Raw genomic sequence first — 24,287 nt, 5'->3', positions numbered from 1 at the left:
AAATGAATTTTATACAGCAAGCATATACTGGCGAACCACAATTTTGGAAATATTTACTACCAACCTTAGGGCTTTTTGGACTTGTCATTTTAAATAGTGTTGTGATTTCAGTATGGGAATTGGATACTAATGAAATAATGCAACAGCAGATACTAAGTAAAGGTGCTAACCGTGTATTTTTTGAAAACTTAATTATGTTTGTAATCTTCTTAGGCGGATTATTTATTTGGGTAAGGTTTGTGCATCAACAATCTATTATTTCTCTGACTACTTCAAGAAATAAGATAGATTTCAGGCGTATATTTTTTGCATTCTCTTTGTGGGCAATTATAACTGTTGGTATGGTTTTATACGCATATTATGCTATGCCAGAAGATTTTGTATGGAACTTTAACTTTAACAAATTTATTGTTCTAGCACTTTTGTCAATTGTGTTACTTCCCATTCAAACTAGTTTTGAAGAATATTTTTTTCGTGGATATTTAATGCAAGGTTTAGGGGTTTTGGTTAAAAATAGATGGTTTCCATTATTATTTACCTCTGTAACTTTTGGTTTAATGCACATGGCCAATCCTGAAGTTGATAAATTGGGATTAATATTGATGGTTTACTATATCGGTACCGGTTTATTCTTGGGGATAATTACGCTAATGGATGAGGGATTGGAGCTCGCATTGGGATTTCATGCGGCAAATAATTTAGTTACAGCACTTTTGGTTACAACAGACTGGACAGCCTTTCAAACTGATTCTATTTTACGCGATGTTTCTGAACCATCAGCAGGGTTTGATATTATAGTTCCTGTTTTTATTCTTTTCCCAATTCTACTTTTTGTTTTTGCAAAAAAATATGGTTGGCAAAATTGGAAAGAAAAGCTAACTGGTAAAATTGAAAAACCAGTTTTAATTGATTAATTGTCCCCTTGTGCCTCCGCTAAAGCTTTAGCGACACGCGGTGAGGGGACTTTAGGGGTGTATTTCTTAAATGAACGATAATATTTTTCATAAAAACTTCAAACTCAACGGAAAATCTTTCAATTCTGTTCAAGAACTATTGACCTTTTCTGAAAAATTATCACCAAGTTTTTATGAATTCTTTACAGATTGGTTTGACACTACTCTGACTATAAATGTCCAAACATCTGGCTCAACGGACAAACCAAAAAGCATAGCATTGAAAAAAGAGCAGATGATAAATAGTGCCGTAGCCACAGGCACCTTTTTTGATTTATCAGAAAATACAAAAGCTCTATTATGCCTATCAACAGATTATATAGCAGGAAAAATGATGTTAGTGAGGGCATTAACGTTAGGTTGGCATTTAGATGTTGTTGAGGTGAGTTCAAATCCGTTACAAAATATTGATAAAATCTATGATTTCTGTGCTATGGTGCCAATGCAAGTCCATCATTCTTTATCGGATCTGCATAAAATAAAAAAACTGATTGTTGGTGGAGGTGCGGTTGATAATACGCTACTAATGAAACTTCAAAAGTTACCCACAGAAATATTTGCTACTTATGGAATGACAGAAACAATAACTCATATTGCGGTTAAAAGGTTAAATAAACTCTCATTGCGAGGAGACACGACGAAGCAATCAGTTTATAGAACCCTTCCAAATGTTAAAATTTCAACCGATTCAAGGGGGTGTTTGGTTATTGATGCCCCAAAAATTTCAGACAAAAAAATTATTACTAATGATTTGGTTGAAATAAAATCTAATACTGAATTCAAATGGTTAGGCCGAGCCGATAATGTTATAAATTCTGGTGGAATAAAATTAATTCCTGAACGAATTGAGGAAAAACTATCTAAAATTATAGATCAAAGATTTTTTGTAGCAGGAATTCCGGATGATATTTTGGGAGAAAAGTTGATTTTAATTATAGAAAGTAAAAAACTAAGCATCACTTCGAGCGAAGTTGAAGAATCAATATCTAGATTAACTGAACTTAACAAATATGAAATCCCAAAAGAAATCTATTTTATTGAAAAATTTGTGGAAACTGAGACAAAAAAAATCCAACGTCAAAAAACATTGGATTTAATTTTTAAAAATTAACTATTTCTTATTTAAAAATATCTATAAGACTACTAAAAAAGCCTTTTCGCATAGTGGCAGTTTCCATTCTTGATCTTTCATAAAAAACTTCTAAATCTTTTAGTTCGTTTTCGTCAAGCCAAACACCATGACCGTTAATACAAGAATCTATATAGATTTGTGAACAATAACCATATTCTCTTCGTTCCATTTCCTCGTTGCATTTTGGACAAGAAACGGTCGGTTTATCTTTCGATTTTGCCATCAATATAGATTTGCCTACATAATCAGGCATACGACCTAATTCTTCTCTATAATCATTGATTTTAATGTCCTGAATTTTTTCTAATTCATTAGCATCAAGCCAAATACCATTGCACGAGTTACAGGCATCTACATCAATTGCATTTTCATAAACTCTTTTTTCTAATTCAGAACCATCAACTGGACATTTCATATAGTATTTTTTATAATTTTATTTTCGTCTTACTTAAATAACTACTCAACCAACACCCATTCCCCTTTTTCAATTAACGGAATGGCCTGTTTGTATTTCACCTCTTTGCTTTCGCCGTTCATCACATGCTTAATGGTAACACGCTCGTTTCTACCGATTTTTCGTTCGGTTCGCACTATGGTTTCGGTAACATGTTGTTCTTGTGTCTGATTGGTGCTAGTATCTTGAGTTGGACTGTTAAAATCAGCCTTGCTCACTTGTACTTTCTCACGTTTTTGTTCTCTTGCCTGAGAAATTTGTTGTGCATTTTGATTCGGTAATTCCCCTTTAAACAAGAAAGATAATACTTCTTTATTTACCTTGGTCAACATCTTTTTGAACAATTCAAAAGCCTCAAATTTATAGATTAAAAGAGGATCTTTTTGCTCATAAGTAGCATTTTGAACTGACTGTTTAAGCTCATCCATTTGTCTTAAATGATCTTTCCAGGTCTCATCGATAATGGCCAAAGAAATATTTTTTTCAAAATCGGCAACCAAACCTTTACCTTTAGATTCATAAGCATCTTTTAGGTTGGTCACTACATTTAACGTCTTAACACCATCTGTAAAAGGTACGGCAATACGCTCATATTGATTGCCTTGTTTTTCGTAAACATCTTTAATTACAGGATAAACAGCTTCGGCATTTCGTGCTATTTTATTTTGATAATTTTTATAAACTATTCTGAACAACTCGTCGATTAAATCTTGTTCAGATTTGTTTTCAAACTCTTCTTTAGTAAAAGGAGATGAGCTAGAAGAAAAACGAATCAGTTCAAATTCAAAATTGGAATAATCATTTGCAGGTTTATTGTCCATTACAATAGCCTCGCAAGTATCGTAAACCATATTCACGATATCAACTTGTAAACGCTCACCATAAAGAGCATGACGACGACGTTTATAAACTACTTCACGTTGAGAGTTCATAATATCATCATATTCCAATAACCTTTTTCTAATACCGAAGTTATTCTCTTCTACCTTTTTCTGTGCTCTTTCAATGGATTTAGAAATCATAGAATGTTGAATCATTTCACCTTCTTTCAGTCCCATTCTATCCATCATCTTGGCTACACGTTCCGAACCAAATAATCGCATTAGATTATCTTCCAAAGAAACATAAAATTGAGAAGATCCTGGATCTCCTTGACGACCAGCCCTACCACGTAATTGTCTATCTACACGACGAGAATCATGACGTTCTGTACCTACAATAGCCAAACCGCCCGATGCTTTTACTTCGTCCGATAATTTAATATCGGTACCACGACCAGCCATGTTTGTGGCAATAGTTACCACACCTGGGTTACCCGCCTCGGCAACAATATCTGCTTCTTTTTTATGTAATTTGGCGTTCAAAACGTTATGAGGTATTTTTCTGATGGTTAGCATTCTACCCAACAATTCAGAAATTTCCACAGAAGTAGTACCCACTAAAACAGGCCTTTTTTCTTCTACCAATCTTACAATTTCATCAATTACCGCATTATATTTTTCGCGTTTGGTTTTATAGATTAAATCCTCTTTATCTTTACGAATTAACGGCATGTTAGTAGGGATTTCAACCACATCTAACTTATAGATTTCCCAAAATTCGCCAGCTTCGGTTACGGCGGTACCCGTCATACCCGAAAGCTTATTGTACATTCTAAAATAATTCTGCAACGTAACGGTGGCATAGGTTTGTGTTGCATCTTCAATTTTTACATTTTCCTTGGCCTCAAGTGCTTGGTGCAATCCGTCAGAATAACGTCTGCCGTCCATAACACGTCCGGTTTGCTCATCAACAATTTTAATTTTGTTGTCCATGATAACATATTCCACATCTTTTTCAAAAAGGGTATAAGCCTTCAACAATTGATTCAATGTATGGATACGTTCGCTTTTTATACTAAAATCACGGAAGAGTTCTTCTTTAGCTTTGGCAACATCTTCTGGAGTTTCGTTCTCATTTTCAATTTTGGCAATTTCCATGCTAAGGTCGGGCAATAAAAAGAAATTATCCTCTTTATCTTTTGTGCCAGATAGGTGCTCAATACCTTTGTCAGTCAACTCAATGGAATTGTTTTTCTCATCAATAACAAACCACAAAGCCTCGTCAATTTTGGGCATTTCACGGTTGTTATCTTGCATGTAGTGATTTTCGGTTTTTTGCAATAACTGTTTGATTCCTTCTTGACTTAAAAACTTAATCAATGCCTTATTCTTTGGCAAACCTCTAAAAACTCTTAACAAGTGAAACGCACCTTCCTTTTCATTTCCTTCCGCAATCATTTTTTTGGCATCTGCTAGTACGCCTGTTAAAAAAGTACGTTGTTTGTTTACTATATCGTTAACTTTTGGCTTTAATTCATTAAATTCATGTCTATCGCCTTGTGGCGTAGCACCCGAAATAATCAGCGGTGTACGGGCATCATCAATCAATACAGAATCCACCTCGTCAATAATTGCATAATTATGAGGTCGTTGCACTAGGTCTTTTGGGTTATGGGCCATGTTATCACGCAAGTAATCAAAACCAAATTCGTTATTTGTGCCATAAGTAATGTCGGCGTTATAAGCCTTTCTTCTGGCATCTGAATTGGGCTTGTGATAATCAATACAATCAATACTTAATCCATGAAATTCAAATATAGGGCCCATCCAAGCGGCATCACGTTTTGCCAAATAATCGTTCACGGTAACTACATGTACTCCGTTTCCCGTAAGTGCATTAAGATAAATGGGCAAAGTGGCCACTAGGGTTTTACCTTCACCGGTCATCATCTCTGCAATTTTACCTTGATGGAGTACTGAACCACCAATCAATTGTACGTCGTAATGAACCATATCCCACGTGATAGGCTTTCCAGCCGCATCCCAAGAATTTTTCCAAATGGCATAGTCATCTTCTAACGTAACATAATCATTTTCGGCAGAAATTTCACGATCAAAAGGTGTTGCTTTAACTTTTAGTTCTGTGTTATTTACAAATCGTCTTGCAGTTTCTTTTACCACTGCAAAAGCTTCCGATTGAATTTCTTTTAAAGTATTTTCAGAAGCTTCATAAGCGTCTTCTTTTAATAGGTCTATTTCTTTATAAATTTCTTCTTTTCTATCAATATCGGTAGCTTCAAGTTCAGTGGTTAACTCGGCTATTTTGTCATCAAAAGGCTTTGTGGCTTCTTTAATTTTTTGCTTAAACTCCGCTGTTTTGCCTCGCAATTCGTCAATGGAAAGCTTTTCCATTTCTGCATCAAAAGCCCTAACACCGTCTATTATAGGTTGCAATTGTTTTAAGTCTTTTTTGTTTTTATCGCCCACAAAGACTTTAAGGACAGAATTTAAAATACTCATATATCTTTTATTTTAATATTGACCGAAGACAATATTTAATGTGATTTTTTAATTTTGATTTTACTCCTTTTTGACTTTTCTTACCATAAGAAATTCACCAATCCCAAATTTTATAGCCAATTCTTCATTGGTTAATTTGAGAATATTAAATTCGGCCGCATTAGCTTCATCGTCAACTAAAGTAATTTTTTTTGAGTCTTCAGATAGTTTCCAAGTTCCGCTTTGGTTTTTTCCCATAGCATAACCATTGAATTTTCCGTCATCAGAAAAATTTAAAGTCATTTTACTTATCATTTCGTTTTTAAACATCTCTAACTCGGCATCACTTATCTTTTCTTTGTTAAAAGCATCTTTAAAAACCCAGTTTCCAATTATTAATTCATTGCTTTGAGCGTTAACACCCAATGTTACAAAGGATATTAATATAAGTAAAAAAAAATTTCCCTTCATTTCTTTAATATATTCAACAACAAATATACAATATCTGTAAGGTTATAATTTGTTAATTTTTAATAAAAAGATTGCCGAAAATCCAAAAAAAAAGCCTCAAAAAGAGACTTTAGATTTGTTAATATTCATCTTCGTTCCAAAGGAAATCTTCATCCGTTGGGTAGTCTGACCAAATTTCTTGAATAGACTCATAAGAATCATCTTCATCTTCAATGGCTTGCAAGTTTTCCACAACTTCAAGCGGTGCACCAGTTCTAATTGCATAATCTACCAATTCGTCTTTGGTGGCTGGCCAAGGGGCATCACTTAAATACGATGCCAATTCTAAAGTCCAATACATAATTTTAATATAATTTTAATATTTTGCAAAAGTAATTTTTTTAAGCAAAAAAGCAAGTTTTTTATGTATTATTTTTCAAATTATTAAAAAGAACGTTTTTTACTAGTTGAACTGATTTAAACTTTTTGCGTTTAAGCGAAAATTAGTGGATTTTTGACCAATTGAAGGCTTTTTTAAGTTGCATAGCAGGGCTACGGAAGTAAAAAAAGACAAAAAGTGGGCGAAAAAGAACAATTTTTTAGCAAATGTAAAAAGTTTAAATCAGTTCATTATCTTTACTCGGAAGCCAAGGTATTTCCTTAACTTGATTGTCGTAAGTCAATTTCCGTGCCAATACAAAAAGGTAATCGGAAAGTCTGTTCAAATAAGTTATAATGAGTATGTTTATAGATTCGTTGTCATTTAAATGTACCGTTAAACGCTCGGCTCGACGGCAAACGCATCTAGCTATATGACAGAATGACACGGTTTGATGCCCACCTGGTAACACAAAATGAGTCATTTGTGGTAAAGACTTCTGCATTATATCAATTTCTTGTTCTAGGTATTCTATTTCAGATACTGATATTTTGGGAATGTTCAATCGCTCTTTTCCACTTTTTAAAGTTTCTTTTTCAGGAGGAGTGGCCAACATGGCCCCAACAGTAAATAACTCATTTTGGACTTTTAGCAATGTTTTGGCTGTAGAATCGGATATTTTCTGATCTTTTAACAAACCAATATGTGAGTTGAGCTCATCAACTGTTCCATACGCTTCAATCCGTAAATGGTATTTCGGCACCCGTGTACCTCCGTAAAGTGATGTTTGTCCTTTATCGCCTGTTTTTGTATATATTTTCATAATAATCTAACTCAATATTGAAGTTGCTAAGTTATTGAGTTATTTATCGATTTAAAAATTTAAAGTAAAAAGATTAAGGCTGAACTTGAATTTTTATTATGATGGCGTTATTGCGACGAATTCACTAATTGCAAACTTAATTTTAAAAGGCAATATTTTCACTAATAAAAAATCTATAGATTTTTTTTAAAATAAGTGAGTATTTCTTTATCAGCAACCCTAATCATTAATTAAAAAATTAGTGAATTCGTGGCATTTTTTAGATAGCGTTAATTAACCTATATAAAGAAGGGTGTTACAATGAAGTAGTTTAAGCGATAATTCCAGACCACTTTAGTGCAATCATTATCAGTATTAGAGATAACCCTGTAATAAATAATGTTTTTACAACTTTATCCCAAAATTGAGGTCCAAAAGGTTCAGAGTCTTGATTTTTGTCGAAATTGTGTTGAGAGTGTATCATAGCCGTTTTGTTTGTATCTAAATTACTCCATGAAGTTTTGCTTCATGGTTTCCAATTTCACCTCTCCTTGGGAGAGGTCAGAACTATTCTTTTAATAGTTCTGGGTGAGGTAAAATAAACAATTACTTTATAAATTGTTATTTCAAATTTAAGGCAAACTATATTGAAAAAAAAGCATTGTTAATAAATTGGGGAAAAACCCTAATACGAAAAGGGGAAAAATCCCCATTGCATTTTTGGCAAAAAAATTGTAAGTATCTTTGTGTATAGAATTGATTTAAAATTAGGAGTAAATGCCCGAAACAATTTTTAGTATTTTATTAGGTATTGGCCTAGCTGCCTCTGTTGGTTTTAGAATATTTGTACCACTTTTTGCTTTAAGTTTAGCTTCTTATTACCAAATTATTTCCTTGAATGAGAATTGGGAATGGATCGGTAGTTCGGCTGCTATGATTACCTTAGGGATTGCAACCATTGTTGAAATAGGAGCATATCTAATTCCTTGGCTTGATAATTTATTGGATACCATAGCGGTGCCTCTAGCCGCCGTGGCAGGTACAGCGGTAATGTTATCAACAGCAGCAGACTTAGACCCAATAATTACATGGTCATTGGCCATTATTGCAGGTGGTGGTACTGCAACAGCAATTAAAACTTCAACAAGTACGGCAAGACTGACATCAATAGCAACCACAGGCGGTGTGGCTAATCCCATAGTATCTACGGTGGAATCCGGAACTTCTATAATTATGGCAATCTTGGCATTTGTTGCTCCGGTTTTAGCGATAATTTTTGTGATTATAATACTATGGTTGCTATTCAAAGTATTTAAGTGGTTTAAACCTAAAAAGAGACAGATAGATGGATAATAATACGCAGCAAAATAGTGTTTTTAAAACCATACAACTTATTTATGGAGCGTTAATAGCTGGAATAGCAGTATTCACAATTGTTGTATTTACATTAGTCGAAAATATGACTTATAGTTTAGACGTAAATGATATTTTCACTATTGTTGTTCCCATTACTGCAGTTGGAGGTGTGTTGTTGAGTAATTTTTTATACAAATCTTTCATTAATAAAATTTCATCTAACGATTCATTGAGTTTGAAATTGGCTCAATATCAGACCGCTACATTGATAAAAGGAGCGTGTTTAGAAGGTTCTGCGTTGTTAGCTGTTGTAGCCACTTTCCTTACCAATAACATTACTTTTTTATTGGTTTCATTGTTGTTGATTGTGATAATGTATTTAAAATTCCCCAAAAAAGAAAAATTTAAGGAAGAAGTAAAATTAACTTTTGAGGAAAAATCTGAATTTGATAGACTTTAAATTAGTATTCAGTTGGCAGTAGCAGTTAGCAGTCATTTATTTCTTACTTCTACTTTCCAAATTTTAAATTTTAAATCTTTAATCTTCAATCTTCACCAATATTTCAGATATTTGCAGCTTATTAGCAGATTTAATGGCACAAAAACCAAGCATACCTAAAGGCACAAGAGATTTTTCACCTACGGAAGTTGCACAACGCAACTATATTTTTAATGTAATAAAAGAAGCATTTGAAAATTACGGATTTCAACCTATTGAAACTCCAAGTTTTGAAAATTCATCTACCTTAATGGGTAAATATGGTGAAGAAGGAGACAGACTGATTTTTAAAATATTGAATTCTGGGGATTATTTAGCTAAGGCTGATGAAACCGCATTAACTACCAAAGATAGTAATGCACTAACTTCTTCAATCTCCGAAAAAGCCCTTCGCTACGACCTTACCGTACCCTTTGCACGTTACGTGGTGCAGCACCAGAATGAGATTGAATTCCCTTTTAAACGCTATCAAATGCAACCCGTTTGGCGTGCGGACAGACCTCAAAAAGGGCGTTTTAGAGAGTTTTATCAATGTGATGCGGATGTGGTTGGAAGTACTTCTTTATGGCAAGAAGTGGAGTTCGTACAATTGTACGATGACATTTTTACCAAACTCGGTTTAAAGGATACCACCATAAAAATAAACAACAGAAAAATACTTTCAGGTATTGCTGAAGTTATTGGTGCTTCTGATAAACTGATTGATTTTACCGTCGCTTTAGATAAGCTTGATAAAATTGGTAAAGATGGGGTTGTCAAAGAAATGTTGGGTAAAGGAATTACCGAAGAAGCCATTAAAAAAGTAGAACCCTTGTTGGAATTGGAAGGAGATAATGATTCTATGGTTAAAGAATTGAAAGTTATTTTAGAAGATTCCGACCAAGGATTGCAAGGTGTTTCTGAATTGGAATTTGTAATTGATAATGTTAAGAAACTTGGATTAAGCACAAGTAGCTTAAAATTAGATGTAACCTTAGCAAGAGGACTAAATTATTATACCGGTGCCATTTTTGAAGTACAAGCTGACGAAGTAAAAATGGGTTCTATTGGAGGTGGAGGTAGGTATGACGACCTTACGGGAATATTTGGATTAAAAGACGTAAGCGGAATTGGTATTTCGTTCGGTTTAGATAGAATTTACTTGGTATTGGAGGAATTAGGCCTCTTCCAAAAAGTGGAATTACCAAAACCAAAAGTATTATTTATAAATTTTGGAGAAAAGGAAGCTTTTTATTGTTTAGAGGCAATTAAAAAGTTGCGAGAAAATGGGGTTAAATCAGAATTGTACCCCGATGACACCAAGTTGAAAAAGCAAATGAACTATGCTAATAGACGAGATATTGACTACGTAGTTTTAGCAGGGGAATCTGAATTGAATGAGAGAACTTTTACATTAAAAAACATGAAAACAGGAGAGCAGATTTCTTGTAATTTTGAAACATTACTTAAAACGGTAAACAATTCGTAAATTTGCAAAATCTTTGGAAAAATTTAATCATGTAAGTTGTCCCCTCGAGGGGACCATAGGGGTGTTTTACCACTATGAAAACATAATATAATCGAAGAACATGTTTGAAGGAAAAAACGGAAAAATAAATCCCGAAACTATGGGAGAAGAAATAGGCGATAACCACATGTCATCATCGGCAAAAACACCTTTACGTAAGGATGCTTTTGAACTTTCAGATGCTGATAAAATACTGGCCATTGAAGAGAATATGGCCCATATTCTACATACGTTGGGTATGGATTTAACCGACGACAGTTTAAAAGGAACACCACGCCGTGTGGCCAAAATGTTTGTGAAGGAAATTTTTGGTGGATTGAATCCTGACAATAAACCCAAACCATCAACATTCGATAATAATTACAAATATGGTGAAATGTTGGTGGAAAAAAATATTACTGTGTATTCTACCTGCGAGCATCACTTATTACCTATAGTTGGTAAAGCTCATATCGCTTATATCTCTAGCGGAAATGTAATTGGCTTATCCAAGATGAATCGTATTGTAGATTATTTTGCAAAACGCCCACAAGTACAAGAGCGTTTGACCATGCAGATTGTACAGGAATTGCAAAAAGCTTTGGATACCGAGGATGTAGCCTGTGTAATAGATGCCAAACATTTATGTGTAAACTCTCGTGGAATTAGAGATATAGATAGTAGTACGGTCACCTCTGAATTTGGCGGTAAATTTAAAAAAGAAGCAACCAAACGTGAGTTTTTGGACTATATAAAGTTAGAGACTGACTTTGAATAGATTAATTAAAAAAACACCTTTTTTGTTTTGGGGATTGATTCCAATTTTATTGATTTATATACTTTTCACATACGACAAATATATAGATATAAATGTTCATGATACCTACTTTGTTCTACCTCAGTATTTTCTAATTTTATTGTTAATTCTATTTCTTTTTGTTACTGGTTTAGGTTATTATTTAGGGTATTATAGTGATAAGTTTAAACCTGTTGGAATTCTCACAATAATTCATGTGGTTTTATTCTTTTTTGGAGTAATAGTGCTAGTTAAAAGTCCAATATTAGAATTAATACATCCTGCAAAAGACGGATTTGATTTTAAAGAAAACGTAAGAAGAATGGGTGTTAACTTAATTTTAAAGTTTTATGCAGGATTAAGTTTCGTGGCGGCTCAAGTAATACTGTTAGTCAATTTAACAATTAGTATTTTCAGAAAATAACTTTCAAAACCGAAATCAAGGTAACAATTTCTCTTCCCTTTGGGAAGGATAGGATGGGCTTTTACAGTTTTGATAAAAACTTTAATGTATCCACACCATCAGCATAATCCATTAATGAAGGTTGTTGCGTTTCACCAAAATTCACTGTATTTTTTAGGGTATTGCTCACTACACATTGTATTTGCTCTGTGTCCGCTTTAAGTTTTAATTTTAAAGACTCCAAATCATTGTAATATTCATAAAAAGCGGTGGCAATAGGTGAGGAGTAGCTGGTATCTTCTTTTATCATAAAAAAACCATTTTCTAAGATGTCAAACTCGCTCATTAAATAAACAGCTTTGTTGTAATCGTAATTGTTTTCGTATTTTTTGTAATTGATGATGTCGTGATAATCGTAAATAGCATTAAAAAAGAGGTCGAAGTTATAACCTTTTGGCACAAATAACTTTGACACACTTCTGCACCCCAAACCAAAATACCTGAAAATATCTTCTCCAATGCCTTTTAAATCCTGAGGATTTTCATTTCCCGTGAGTACCGCAACACTATTTCTGTTATTTCTTATGATGTGAGGTTTGTTGCCAAAATAGTATTCAAAATATCTTGCTGTATTGTTACTACCAGTAGCAATGGTGGCGTCAAAATCGGTTAATTTACCCTCGGTAAAATTAATTTTGCCTTTAAATTCTGGCTCAACATATTCTAAATATTTGGCCAGTAAAGGTAAAAGATGTTTATCGTTAGAAGATTGTTTGATAAGAATATTGTTGTCTGAAATTAATACAGATAAAAAATCATGAAAACCAACAAGTGGAATGTTACCAGCCATAATAACCGCTATGGTTTTAGGGTTGTTATTCTCTAAATTGTAAGCGGAAGTCCACTCTGTCAGCGTTTTCTTATTTAGTAATTTTGTCCAACTTTCAATGGCATATAGCACGTTATCTTTAGTAAACCAACTGTTAAATTCCGAGGCACGATTTATCTGTAGTTTAACTGCATCAAAGAATAAATCGTTCAGTAGCACATTATCTTTCTTTTCAATACCAGATTCACAAAATTGACCTAGAAATTTTCCTAATTCCGCAAAAGCATTTATCCTTTTTCCTAATACCATTTACAGTTTTTTATCGTTTTAGAATTTCATATCTTTGCAACAAATTTAAAGGAAAAAAACAAATGGCAATTATAATAACTGATGAATGTATAAATTGTGGGGCTTGTGAACCTGAATGTCCAAATACTGCAATTTATGAAGGTGCCGAAGATTGGCGTTATAAAGATGGTACTTTACTTAATGGTGAGGTGGTTTTACCTAATGGTAAAAAAGTAAATGCCGAAGAAGATCAAGAACCTGTAAGTGACGAAATATATTTTATTGTCCCTGATAAATGTACCGAGTGCAAAGGTTTCCATGATGAGCCTCAATGTGCTGCCGTTTGTCCAGTTGACTGTTGTGTACCAGATGATGATCATGTAGAAAGCGAAGAAACTTTGTTAGAAAAGCAACGTTTTATGCATCCGAAGTAGTCCAAAGTTATAAGTTTTCAAAAATTGTAAGTTAATATTTGCATAATAACTAAATTTAAACTTTGTTAATCGTTAATCCTTACCGCCGTTCCTTCGAATTCAATTCTTTTATCATTTATATCCACCAATTCCGATAATTCATAGACATTCATATAACCATATCCATATAGGTTTATATAAGTGGGAATATTAAGAGCCAGTGCTAAGTTGTTTTCTTTTGCGGGAATTACAGCTTTAGTAGCAAAATGGATAGGGTCTTTATCAAAATTATTATTACAATAAATTAAAATCTTTGTAGTAGTATCTGGAATTAAATCTCTTAAATTCTTTTGCGTAAAGTCTGTAAAATCAAGATGAATAGACCCTTTAATATGTTTTTGTTCAAATCGAGAATCGGAACGTGTATCTAATATTACCACATTTTCTTGTTGACTCATTTTTAAAAATTCGTCTAAATTTATCAAACGCTCTGCTCTGTGAGATTCTACTTCATTTACTAACGCTTTAAAATCGTCAAAACTGACTTTTGATGGAGGTGTTAAATCCAATTTTAATTTTTCTATTTTTTGTGAACTTGAAAATTGACTTGCAATTAAAAGTAATAAGGCTATTTTTTTCATAATATTTTTTTAATTAAATACACACCTGCCAACCGCAGGCAGGTTATGGAATTTTATGGTTTTGATTAGTTCAAAAGTAGTAGGTGTGTCCAAATCATACAACCATAATTGAGTGAAATGGTCTTTACAGTTCGTGAAGAAGCTATAATGGTAACAAAATATTATTGTGCTTATATTTTCACCCTGTTGGTTTTTTAGAATGAAATTGTAAATTTGATTTTTTTAAAAAATAAATGTGAAAAGGTTTATACAAATTTTAATTTACTCAACAGCTCTATTTGTTTCGGCACAGCAAACCTTTATGGATAAAGTACTTGTGCCTTTAAATAAAGATCACTTGCTATTTGAAAAAGTATTTATCCACACTAATAAAACCGCCTATTTTACTACCGATTATATTTGGTTTAAAGCTTATGTGGGAGCGTTCGACAATAAACCGTCATTAAAAACTACACGTCTTTACGTAAACTTATTAGATTCCAACGGAAAAATTATCCAAAACAAAGACGTACTTATTTATAAAGGCACTGGTAAGGGGCAGTTTAAATTAAACGACACATTAAAATCTGGTAAATATTACATTCAAGCGTATACCAATTACATGCGAAATTTTGGAGAGAATAAGTTCTTCGTTAAAGAAATAACTATTTTGAACAACATACCCGAAAAAGAGAATGTAACTAAAAATAATTATGATATTCAAGTTTTTCCTGAAGGAGGTTATTTGTTGGAAGATGTTGAAAATGTTATAGGAATTAAATCTTTAATCAATGGCAAGGGATATAATTTTTCAGGAACCATAATCAATTCAACTAATAAAGAAGTTGCCAGCTTTAAAAGCGAACATTTAGGTATGACTAAATGTAGCTTTTTCTATGAGCCAAAAGAAAAATATAAGGCATTGATCGCTATAAATGATACATTGTTAAAAATAGATTTGCCTTTAGCAAAAAGTAAAGGAGTAATTTTAAGTGTAAACAATCAGACGAAAGAATTTGTCAATTTTACATTAAAAACGAACACTAATTCATTAGTTGAATTAAATGATCGTAAATATAATCTGTTGTTTCATCAAAGGAATAAAATAATTAATTTTTTAGAAATTTTAAAAATTGATTCTATAAACGTTAACTTGAAATTCGAAAAAAAGTTTTTTTTAAAAGGTGTCAACTCCATTACCTTATTTGAAAATAACCAACCAATTGTTGAACGAAAAATATTTATAGAAAAAGAAACTCAAGAAGTCGCACTTTCTTTAAGAGAAATGGGAGTAGAAAAAGATTCAATCCATTACACATTAAAAATTTCTGATTCTAAAGAAAATTTACCAATAAAATCAAATATAAGTATTTCTGTACTACCTTTAAATACCTTAAGCTTTAATGAAAAAAGCAATATTAAAAGTGCATTTTTATTAACTCCATACATAAAAGGAAATATAGAAAACCCTGCCTATTATTTTAATAAAAATAATTTAAAACGAAAAGAATATATTGATTTACTGTTGCTGACCCAGGGTTGGACACAATATACACTAGAAGAAATGATTGAAAGTTTAAATCCGCCTTACAACTATAATTTTGAGTTTGGGTTTAAGCTCAAAGGTTCTGTTTCTCCTTTGTTATCCAATCAATTGGCGTTAATAACCCAAGATAATCTGTTAATTGACAAACTATATTTAAACGGAAAAAAAGATTTTAGTTTTACTAATTTACTGGTTTATAAAGGCGATACGGTTAAGGTTTCTTTTTTAAACGATTCAAAAGAACTAATCAAACCTAAGAATATATATTTCGATACACTTAAAGTTAATTCGTTATTAAAGTTTGAACCTGAAAATTTCGATTTGATCAAAGAAAGAGAAACCAAAGTCAATAATTCTTGGAAAGATTTATTTTTTTCAAATTCAACGCACTTGGATGAGGTTACGGTTGTTGGAAAAATTAGAAGTCAAAGATATTTAGAAAGAAAAAAGTTGCTTAAAAAATATCAGCCCTTGGTTTTTGATATTGGCAAATATTATAATTTGGAATTACCCACAAGTTTTAAAGATCATAATAATAATATCATGTCCTATTTGGGTTTTAATGAGGGCGTAACCTTGGTAAATTGGAATGGCGTGGAAAATTATTTACGTGTTGGAACCAACAAGGAAGCAATTTTACATATTGATGGTAGATTAATCGGATCTGACGAACTTAATGGAGTTAATCTTAATATGATAGATGTTGAAAATGTTTTTGTCCAATCTATTAGAGGAAATAGAATTTATCAGGTCTTTACAACTGAGAATTATAAAAAAGGTATTACACTTCTTTATGATGAGTATGTTTTTAAAAAAGGCTATGATAAAGAAAAAAAATATTATTCGCCCAGATATGATTACGATACCACAAATAAGACTTTAAATTGGGTAGAAATAGATTGGAAAACGGATTTAACTCCAAATGCTTTTGGCGAAATGGAGTTCAAAATTAAGCAGCATAAAAAATTGGAAGGTTATTTATTTTCCATTCAAGGATTTTCAGATGAAGGTCGGTTAATCTCGGAAATTATTAAAAAATAGCAGTCTGTTATTTTATCAAAACCTTTATTATTCTAAACTTCTAATTAACTACATTTGCACTCGCTAATAAAAATATAATTTCAGATGAAAGCAGGTATTGTAGGACTTCCAAACGTAGGTAAATCCACCTTATTTAATTGTTTATCAAATGCAAAGGCACAAAGTGCTAATTTTCCTTTTTGTACTATTGAACCTAATATTGGGGTTGTGAATGTACCCGATCATCGCTTGGAGAAATTGGAAGAACTCGTAAATCCTGAACGTGTAATACCCGCAACAGTTGAAATTGTTGATATTGCAGGGTTGGTTCGCGGAGCGAGTAAAGGCGAAGGATTAGGAAATCAGTTTTTAGGAAATATTCGCGAAACCGATGCTATTATTCACGTGTTACGTTGTTTTGATAATGACAATATTGTCCATGTAGATACTACCGTTGATCCTATCCGTGATAAAGAAACCATTGATCTCGAATTACAACTTAAAGACCTTGAAACGGTAGAAAAAAAGCTAGAAAAAGTAAAACGTGCCGCCAAAACAGGAAATAAAGAAGCTCAAAAAGAGGAAACAGCATTGAACAAAGTGAAAAAAGGTTTGGAAAGTGCTATTTCTGTGCGTGCAATTGAATTGACAAAAGACGAACGTATAGAATTTATAAAACCATTGCAATTATTAACAGATAAACCTATCTTATACGTTTGTAATGTTGATGAGGCATCCGCTAAAGATGGGAATGCTTATGTAGATTCCGTTAAAAAAGCTATAGCTAATGAAGATGCTGAAGTAATAATTTTGGCAGTAGCTACTGAAGCTGATATAACCGAATTGGATACTTACGAAGAGCGACAACTATTTTTGGATGATTTAGGACTGGACGAAGCAGGAGCATCAAAATTAATTAGAGCGGCTTACAGACTATTGAATTTAGAGACCTATTTTACTGCTGGCGAAAAAGAAGTCCGAGCATGGACAATTTTAATAGGTAGTACTGCTCCTCAAGCGGCAGGCGTAATTCATACCGATTTTGAAAAAGGATTTATTCGTGCTGAAGTAATGAAATATGACGATTTTGTTCATTATGGAAGTGAAGCTAAAGTCAAAGAAGCTGGAAAATTGTCAATAGAAGGAAAAGAATACATAGTACATGATGGTGATGTAATGCACTTTAGGTTTAATGTATAAAAGTTGAAATACCGAAGTGAGAAAAGTACAATTCCATAAAATTGATTAACGATTTCAGTATTTAAAAAGTTCAAAAATCAAAACTCGTTAATCGTTGTTCGTTAATCAAAAATAAATATGAAATTTGATTTAATAGTAACTGACAATATTTCCAAAGCCAGAGCAGGCACAATTACCACAGACCACGGAAATATTGAAACGCCCATTTTTATGCCTGTAGGTACAGTGGCATCGGTAAAGAGTGTCCATCAACGTGAACTTAAAAACGATATTAACGCTGATATTATTCTAGGTAATACTTACCATTTATATTTACGTCCAGGCACTCCAATTTTAGAAAAAGCTGGTGGACTTCATAAATTTATGAATTGGGACAGACCCATTTTAACCGACAGTGGTGGTTATCAAGTCTATTCACTTTCTGGCAATAATAAAATTAACGAAGAAGGCGTAAAATTCAAATCACATATAGATGGTTCTACACATTTTTTTTCACCAGAATCTTCTATGGATATTCAGCGTAGTATCGGTGCGGATATTATCATGGCTTTTGACGAGTGCACACCTTATCCTTGCGAATATAATTACGCCAAAAAATCCATGCACATGACACATCGTTGGTTAAAACGATGTATTGATCATTTAAAAAACACTCCTGAAATTTACGATTATAAACAAACATTTTTTCCCATAGTTCAAGGGAGTACATTTAAAGATTTACGTAAACAATCTGCTGAGTTTATTGCATCAGTTGGAGCGGAAGGAAACGCCATTGGTGGACTTTCAGTAGGTGAACCTGCTGAAGAAATGTATGAAATGACGGATATAGTTTGTAGTGTGTTACCTGAGGATAAACCACGATATTTGATGGGTGTAGGTACACCTATTAATATTTTGGAAAATATTGCTTTGGGTGTTGACATGTTTGATTGCGTGATGCCTACCAGAAATGCTAGAAACGGAATGTTGTTTACCGCTCATGGTACAATAAACATCAAAAACAAAAAATGGGAAGACGACTTTTCACCTATTGATGATATGAATATTACTTATGTAGATACCCAATATTCAAAAGCGTATTTACGTCATTTGTTTGTTGCCAAAGAATATCTAGCCAAGCAAATTGCAACCATCCATAATTTAGGATTTTATATGTGGTTGGTTCGTGAAGCTAGAAAGCATATCTTAGCTGGAGATTTTACCGTTTGGAAAAATACCATGGTAAAGCAAATGGATAAAAGATTATAGGTATTGAAAATTCTAGATAAATACATACTAAAAAAGTACTTTACCACATTTATTTTTACGTTGTTGATATTAATACCTATTACCATAGCTATTGATATTTCAGAAAAATATAGTAAGTTTTCTGATCATGCTAATTTGGGTGTGGGTGAAATAGTAACCGATTATTATATCCCTTTTATTATTAATTACGGAAATACATTTATGCCATTGGCACTTTTTATTTCCACCATTTTATTTACCTCAAAACTCGCTTCCAATACCGAAATTGTTGCTATTCATAGTGCTGGTATTCCGTATAAGCGATTTTTGAGGCCCTATTTAATGGGGGCTCTTTTATTAGGCTTAATATCACTTAGTGCTAATCATTTTCTGCTGAATAAATCCAATAAAACCCTTGAAGCTTTTGACGAGGCTTATTTGCGAAGAGAGAAAAAAACCAAAACTTATGTGCAGGAGGCTAATTTACAACTGACGGAAAACGACATTATTTATTTCAGAAATTTTAATTTTACCAGAAATAATGGCTATGATTTTTCATATCAACACTTTGATGGTTTAGATTTAAAATATATCTTAACAGGAAAAACCATCAGATGGAACAAAAAAGATAGCACTTATACCATATCAAATTATACCAAACGTTGGCCAGGTGAAAAAAACGATATTATTGAATCTGGCAGAAAATTAGATACTACCTTTAATTTCTTTCCTAAAGATTTATTGTATGTAGATTATTTGGCTATTGAAATGGCGTCACCGGAACTGTACCGACATATAAAAGAATCAGAAAATAGGGGTGTAAAAAACTTGAATAAATACAAAGTAGAATTGTATTCCAGAACTACATTGCCCGTCTCTTCTATAATTTTAACTGTAATTGCGGTTTCTTTGGCTTCCAGAAAAAGAAGGGGAGGTATCGGCATTAATTTAGCTGTTGGGGTAAGTTTAATGTTTTTGTACGTATTTTTTATGAAAGTAACGGAGGTTTTAGGTGCAGCTGCTGCATATAATCCGTTGTTTATGGTTTGGATACCCAATATTTTATTCGGTATTGTTGCTGTTTATCTATACATTAAGGCTAAGCGGTAATGAAAGCCAAAACAAAAAATTACTTCCATCTCCACTTTATAATTTTTATTTGGGGCTTTACCGCTATACTCGGTGCATTAATAAGTATAGATGCCATTCCATTGGTTTGGTATAGGGTAACCTTGGCAACGCTTTTTTTGTATGTTTTTATTCTTGTAAATAAAATCAAGGTCAAAGTGCCTTCTAAAGTTCTACTGAGATATATTTTCGGCGGGATATGTATAGCCGTGCATTGGATAACTTTTTTTTATGCGATTAAAATTGCGACGGTTTCTATAGCCTTGGCAGCAATGTCAACAGGTGCATTGTTTGTAACTTTGGTACAATGGTCGGTATTCAGAAAAAAGTTAATTCCTTATGAATTATTGTTTTCGTTATTGGCAATTGTAGGCTTGGTAATTATATTTAATGCTGAAGGTCAATACTTTATAGGTATTGTTGTGGCACTGATTTCCTCTTTTTTATCGGCATGTTTTTCCATTCTAAATGCGAATTTAATTAAGAATAACAGTGCAACGTTAATTTCTTTTTATGAGTTGCTTTTTGCTTCTATCTTTATCGGAATTGTATTGTTGATTAAAGGTACGGTAGATATTAATTTTTTTGTGCTTTCAACAATGGATTGGACCTATTTAATAATTTTAGCTTCGGTTTGTACAGCTTATGCCTTTGCTGCTTCCAATCAAGTATTAAAAAGTGTCAGTCCATTTACCATGATGTTGACTATTAACTTAGAGCCCATTTATGGAATTATTTTAGCCATCATAATTTTTAAAGAAAAGGAAATAATGACCACCAATTTTTATGTAGGTGCAATTCTAATTTTAGTTACGGTGGTCTTAAATGGCGTGATTAAATTAAAAAAGAAACCTAAATTCATCAAAAAAGCTTCCTAAACTTCTAGGGAACTTTCTTTTTTTAAAACTTTACACCTTGTATTTCTAACCTCGAACCTTTTCTTTATCTTTGTCAAAATCAAAAAAATAGCTTGTGAGTTTAATCAAATCAATATCAGGAATAAGAGGTACCATTGGTGGTAAGGTGAATGACAATTTAACTCCGGTTGATGCCGTCAAGTTTGCAGCATCTTATGGTAGTTGGCTAATCAAAAGAAATAACAATGCTAAAAATTTAACCGTAGTAATTGGTAGAGATGCACGTATTTCTGGCAAGATGATAAGTAGTTTGGTTGCTAACACCTTGGTGGGAATGGGAATTAAAGTAATAGATTTAGGCTTGTCAACAACCCCAACGGTAGAAGTAGCGGTTCCATTAGAAAAAGCAAATGGTGGAATTATTTTAACTGCATCTCACAATCCAAAACAATGGAACGCTTTAAAATTATTAAATGAAAAAGGGGAATTTTTAAACGGTGCGGATGGTGCGGAGATTTTAGAAATTGCCGATAGTGATTCCTACACTTTTGCCGAGGTAGATGATTTGGGCTCTTATACCAAATTACCGGGCTATATGGATATCCATATAGATGAAGTTTTAAATCTTGATTTGGTAGATGTTGAGGCTATCAAAAAGGCAAATTTTAAAGTTGTCGTTGATGCCGTAAATTCAACGGGTGGTATTGTAATCCCTAATTTATTAGAAAGTTTAGGTGTAGAATGTGTTGAGTTATACTGTGATCCTAACGGTCATTTTCCCCACAATCCAGAACCATTGGCAGAACATTTAACCGATATTTCTGAATTGGTAGTTAAAGAAAATGCGGATTTAGGTATAGTAGTAGACCCTGATGTGGATAGACTTGCATTGGTGTGTGAAGACGGTTCAATGTTTGGTGAGGAATATACATTGGTAGCTTGTGCAGATTACGTATTGGGTATTACTAAAGGAAATACAGTTTCTAATTTATCTTCATCACGAGCGTTACGTGATGTAACCGAAAAACATGGTGGAACATATAAGGCAAGTGCGGTTGGTGAAGTTAATGTTGTAGAATTGATGAAAGCTACGAATGCAGTAATCGGAGGTGAAGGTAATGGTGGAATTATCTATCCTGCCTCACATTATGGGAGGGACTCTTTGGTAGGTGTAGCTCTATTTCTATCGCATTTAGCGAAATCCGACATGACATGTAAAGAATTACGTAAAAGCTATCCGAGCTATTTTATGAGTAAAAATAAAATTCAACTTACACCACAATTAGATGTTGATGCTATTCTAGCTCAAATGGCGGACAACTACAAAAATGAAGAGGTAAATACTATTGATGGTGTAAAAATTGATTTTGCCAATGAATGGGTGCACTTAAGAAAATCAAACACGGAACCAATTATCAGAATTTATACCGAAAGCGGTTCACAAGCCAATGCTGATCAATTGGCTAAGAGAATAATAGATGAAATTGCAGTTATTGCAGGGTTATGATCGAAAGCACAAAGTAAAATAGATTTATGTCAGAATTTAAAGGAATGTTTAATCGATAACAATTGTCCCCTTTTTGGGGGATTTAAGGGGTGTTCTCGCACTTATTATTTATCTTTTAATAAAATAATATATAGAAAATATGTCAAATAAATCTTCCTTAGAGTCCTATTTTCAACAATTCAGAAAAAATATTATTGGAATTGACCAATATTTTGAATCGCCATACGGTAAGAAAAAGGTTATTTATACCGATTGGACCGCAAGTGGAAGATTATACCGCCCCATAGAAGAAAAATTAATGAACGATTTTGGTCCATTTGTGGCCAATACACATACGGAAACTTCCATTACGGGTTCGGCGATGACTCATGCTTACCACAAAGCGAGGGAAATTATTAAACAACATGTAAACGCAAAGGATAGTGATTGTTTAATTACCTCAGGTACAGGAATGACGGGTGTTATCAATAAATTTCAACGTATTTTAGGCTTACGTGTTCCTGAAAGTATGCGAGATTATACGACGGTGCCTGATGATTTAAAACCTATTGTTTTTATAACCCACATGGAACACCATTCCAACCATACCTCATGGTTGGAAACCATTGCGGATGTGGAGGTGATTCCCTGTGAAGAAACGGGTTTGGTTTGTTTTGATAGCTTTGCAAAATTGTTGGAACAGTACAAGGATAGAAAGAAAAAAATCGCCTCGATTACGGCATGTTCAAACGTGACAGGAATTAGAACTGACTATCACAGAATGGCAAAGATGGTTCATGCTTACAACGGTTATTGTTTTGTAGATTTTGCCTGTTCCGCACCTTATGTTCCTATAAATATGCATCCTGAAGACGAAGCTGAAAGGTTAGATGCGGTATTGTTTTCCCCACATAAATTTCTGGGTGGTCCAGGTACTTCTGGCGTATTGGTTTTTTGCGATGAACTCTATCACAACACAGTACCCGATAATCCTGGTGGTGGAACGGTAACCTATACCAACCCATGGGGAGACCACAGATATATCGAGGATATTGAATTGCGTGAAGATGGAGGTACACCTGGGTTTTTACAAACTATAAAAATTGCACTGGCAATTCAATTAAAAGAAAAAATGAGTACTGAAAAAATTCTGGCTCGTGAACATGAAATTAATAAAAAGGTTTTCTCTGAATTAAAAAGTATTGATAATTTACATCTATTGGCTGAAGAGCACGAAGATAGATTAGGTATTTTCTCTTTTTACATTGATGACTTACATTATAATCTTGGTGTCAAGCTATTGAACGACAAATTTGGAATTCAGACCCGTGGTGGTTGCTCTTGTGCCGGAACGTACGGACACTTTCTACTGCATATTGACTTACCGACTTCTGAACAGTATAAACTAAAAATTGAAGAAGGTTGCTTGTTAGAACGCCCAGGGTGGATCAGAATGTCCATTCACCCTACAATTACAGATGAAGAAATAGATTTTGTCTGCAAAAGCATTAAAGAACTTTGCCTTAATTTTAATGAGTGGAAAAACGATTATAAGTACAACCCTGTTTCCAACGAATTTGAATTTATTGGTAATGACCAGTTTGAAAAAGAATTGGTAGAGAAGTGGTTTGAAAACTAAAAAT

The 24,287-nt window shown here is 33.2% G+C and carries 23 protein-coding genes; 15 read left to right on the top strand and 8 right to left on the bottom strand.

Features of this window, described 5'->3' with window-relative positions; all coding sequences use genetic code 11:
- The first annotated feature begins 2 nt into the window (after window positions 1–2).
- A complete protein-coding gene (locus tag UMM65_RS00180) occupies window positions 3–914 on the top strand; it encodes a CPBP family intramembrane glutamic endopeptidase (RefSeq protein WP_321974429.1) in 912 nt (303 codons plus the stop codon).
- 70 nt (window positions 915–984) lie between these two features.
- Window positions 985–2,064: an AMP-binding protein gene (locus UMM65_RS00175; RefSeq protein ID WP_321974428.1), complete on the top strand. Its 1,080-nt coding sequence runs from the start codon at window positions 985–987 to the stop codon at window positions 2,062–2,064.
- Window positions 2,065–2,071: 7 nt separating this feature from the next.
- On the opposite strand, the gene UMM65_RS00170 is transcribed toward UMM65_RS00175, so the two are convergent.
- The 6 genes from UMM65_RS00170 to UMM65_RS00145 form a co-directional block, all read right to left on the bottom strand.
- Complete coding sequence (locus UMM65_RS00170) at window positions 2,072–2,500, bottom strand: TFIIB-type zinc ribbon-containing protein (RefSeq protein WP_321974427.1); 429 nt, start codon at window positions 2,498–2,500, stop codon at window positions 2,072–2,074.
- A gap of 41 nt (window positions 2,501–2,541) precedes the next feature.
- On the bottom strand, window positions 2,542–5,880 hold the full coding sequence (gene secA / locus UMM65_RS00165) for a preprotein translocase subunit SecA (protein ID WP_321974426.1): 3,339 nt from the start codon (window positions 5,878–5,880) through the stop codon (window positions 2,542–2,544).
- Window positions 5,881–5,940: 60 nt separating this feature from the next.
- Window positions 5,941–6,330: a lipocalin-like domain-containing protein gene (locus UMM65_RS00160; RefSeq protein WP_321974425.1), complete on the bottom strand. Its 390-nt coding sequence runs from the start codon at window positions 6,328–6,330 to the stop codon at window positions 5,941–5,943.
- Between the two features lie 118 nt (window positions 6,331–6,448).
- The gene (locus tag UMM65_RS00155) at window positions 6,449–6,670 is read right to left on the bottom strand and encodes a DUF2795 domain-containing protein (RefSeq protein WP_117883287.1); all 222 of its coding nucleotides are present in this window, start codon (window positions 6,668–6,670) and stop codon (window positions 6,449–6,451) included.
- A 256-nt stretch (window positions 6,671–6,926) separates the two neighbouring features.
- On the bottom strand, window positions 6,927–7,511 hold the full coding sequence (locus UMM65_RS00150) for a cob(I)yrinic acid a,c-diamide adenosyltransferase (RefSeq protein WP_321974424.1): 585 nt from the start codon (window positions 7,509–7,511) through the stop codon (window positions 6,927–6,929).
- 310 nt (window positions 7,512–7,821) lie between these two features.
- Entirely contained in the window at window positions 7,822–7,974 is a 153-nt protein-coding gene (locus UMM65_RS00145) for a hypothetical protein (protein ID WP_321974423.1), read from the bottom strand.
- A gap of 293 nt (window positions 7,975–8,267) precedes the next feature.
- Between UMM65_RS00145 and UMM65_RS00140 the strand changes: the two genes are divergently transcribed.
- The 5 genes from UMM65_RS00140 (at window position 8,268) to UMM65_RS00120 (ending at window position 12,051) form a co-directional block, all read left to right on the top strand.
- Window positions 8,268–8,843, top strand: a complete 576-nt coding sequence (locus tag UMM65_RS00140) for a DUF4126 domain-containing protein (protein ID WP_321974422.1) — start codon at window positions 8,268–8,270, stop codon at window positions 8,841–8,843.
- The gene (locus tag UMM65_RS00135; RefSeq protein WP_321974421.1) at window positions 8,836–9,306 is read left to right on the top strand and encodes a hypothetical protein; all 471 of its coding nucleotides are present in this window, start codon (window positions 8,836–8,838) and stop codon (window positions 9,304–9,306) included. The genes UMM65_RS00140 and UMM65_RS00135 overlap by 8 nt, the downstream gene beginning before the upstream one ends.
- Window positions 9,307–9,439: 133 nt before the next feature.
- Window positions 9,440–10,813: a histidine--tRNA ligase gene (hisS, locus tag UMM65_RS00130; protein ID WP_321974420.1), complete on the top strand. Its 1,374-nt coding sequence runs from the start codon at window positions 9,440–9,442 to the stop codon at window positions 10,811–10,813.
- A 100-nt stretch (window positions 10,814–10,913) separates the two neighbouring features.
- Window positions 10,914–11,609 carry a GTP cyclohydrolase I FolE gene (folE, locus tag UMM65_RS00125; protein ID WP_321974419.1) on the top strand — a complete coding sequence of 232 codons (696 nt, stop codon included), beginning with the start codon at window positions 10,914–10,916 and terminating at the stop codon, window positions 11,607–11,609.
- Complete coding sequence (locus UMM65_RS00120; protein ID WP_321974418.1) at window positions 11,602–12,051, top strand: hypothetical protein; 450 nt, start codon at window positions 11,602–11,604, stop codon at window positions 12,049–12,051. The genes folE and UMM65_RS00120 overlap by 8 nt, the downstream gene beginning before the upstream one ends.
- A 61-nt stretch (window positions 12,052–12,112) precedes the next feature.
- On the opposite strand, the gene UMM65_RS00115 is transcribed toward UMM65_RS00120, so the two are convergent.
- The gene (locus UMM65_RS00115; RefSeq protein ID WP_321974417.1) at window positions 12,113–13,168 is read right to left on the bottom strand and encodes an acyl-CoA reductase; all 1,056 of its coding nucleotides are present in this window, start codon (window positions 13,166–13,168) and stop codon (window positions 12,113–12,115) included.
- 62 nt (window positions 13,169–13,230) lie between these two features.
- On the opposite strand from UMM65_RS00115, the gene UMM65_RS00110 reads away from it, so the two are divergent.
- Window positions 13,231–13,581: a 4Fe-4S dicluster domain-containing protein gene (locus UMM65_RS00110; protein ID WP_321974416.1), complete on the top strand. Its 351-nt coding sequence runs from the start codon at window positions 13,231–13,233 to the stop codon at window positions 13,579–13,581.
- Window positions 13,582–13,646: 65 nt separating this feature from the next.
- Here UMM65_RS00110 and UMM65_RS00105 read toward each other — a convergent pair whose 3' ends face one another.
- The gene (locus tag UMM65_RS00105) at window positions 13,647–14,201 is read right to left on the bottom strand and encodes a rhodanese-like domain-containing protein (protein ID WP_321974415.1); all 555 of its coding nucleotides are present in this window, start codon (window positions 14,199–14,201) and stop codon (window positions 13,647–13,649) included.
- A 301-nt stretch (window positions 14,202–14,502) separates the two neighbouring features.
- Between UMM65_RS00105 and UMM65_RS00100 the strand changes: the two genes are divergently transcribed.
- From UMM65_RS00100 to UMM65_RS00070, 7 genes are all read left to right on the top strand, one after another.
- Window positions 14,503–16,767 carry a hypothetical protein gene (locus tag UMM65_RS00100; RefSeq protein WP_321974414.1) on the top strand — a complete coding sequence of 755 codons (2,265 nt, stop codon included), beginning with the start codon at window positions 14,503–14,505 and terminating at the stop codon, window positions 16,765–16,767.
- Between the two features lie 84 nt (window positions 16,768–16,851).
- The gene (gene ychF, locus UMM65_RS00095) at window positions 16,852–17,946 is read left to right on the top strand and encodes a redox-regulated ATPase YchF (RefSeq protein ID WP_321974413.1); all 1,095 of its coding nucleotides are present in this window, start codon (window positions 16,852–16,854) and stop codon (window positions 17,944–17,946) included.
- 117 nt (window positions 17,947–18,063) lie between these two features.
- Window positions 18,064–19,194 carry a tRNA guanosine(34) transglycosylase Tgt gene (gene tgt, locus UMM65_RS00090; protein WP_321974412.1) on the top strand — a complete coding sequence of 377 codons (1,131 nt, stop codon included), beginning with the start codon at window positions 18,064–18,066 and terminating at the stop codon, window positions 19,192–19,194.
- 3 nt (window positions 19,195–19,197) lie between these two features.
- Window positions 19,198–20,283 carry an LptF/LptG family permease gene (locus UMM65_RS00085; protein ID WP_321974411.1) on the top strand — a complete coding sequence of 362 codons (1,086 nt, stop codon included), beginning with the start codon at window positions 19,198–19,200 and terminating at the stop codon, window positions 20,281–20,283.
- Window positions 20,283–21,179 carry a DMT family transporter gene (locus UMM65_RS00080; protein ID WP_321974410.1) on the top strand — a complete coding sequence of 299 codons (897 nt, stop codon included), beginning with the start codon at window positions 20,283–20,285 and terminating at the stop codon, window positions 21,177–21,179. The genes UMM65_RS00085 and UMM65_RS00080 overlap by 1 nt, the downstream gene beginning before the upstream one ends.
- Before the next feature lie 94 nt (window positions 21,180–21,273).
- Window positions 21,274–22,665: a phosphoglucosamine mutase gene (gene glmM, locus UMM65_RS00075; RefSeq protein WP_321974409.1), complete on the top strand. Its 1,392-nt coding sequence runs from the start codon at window positions 21,274–21,276 to the stop codon at window positions 22,663–22,665.
- 139 nt (window positions 22,666–22,804) lie between these two features.
- Window positions 22,805–24,283: an aminotransferase class V-fold PLP-dependent enzyme gene (locus tag UMM65_RS00070; protein WP_321974408.1), complete on the top strand. Its 1,479-nt coding sequence runs from the start codon at window positions 22,805–22,807 to the stop codon at window positions 24,281–24,283.
- Window positions 24,284–24,287 lie beyond the last annotated feature (4 nt).

It is taken from the genome of Aureibaculum koreense (genome assembly GCF_034296135.1).
In the GTDB taxonomy this organism is placed as follows: domain Bacteria; phylum Bacteroidota; class Bacteroidia; order Flavobacteriales; family Flavobacteriaceae; genus Aureibaculum.
The sequence above is the reverse complement of the archived record's forward strand: the minus strand, read 5'-3'. Positions and strand labels throughout refer to the sequence as shown.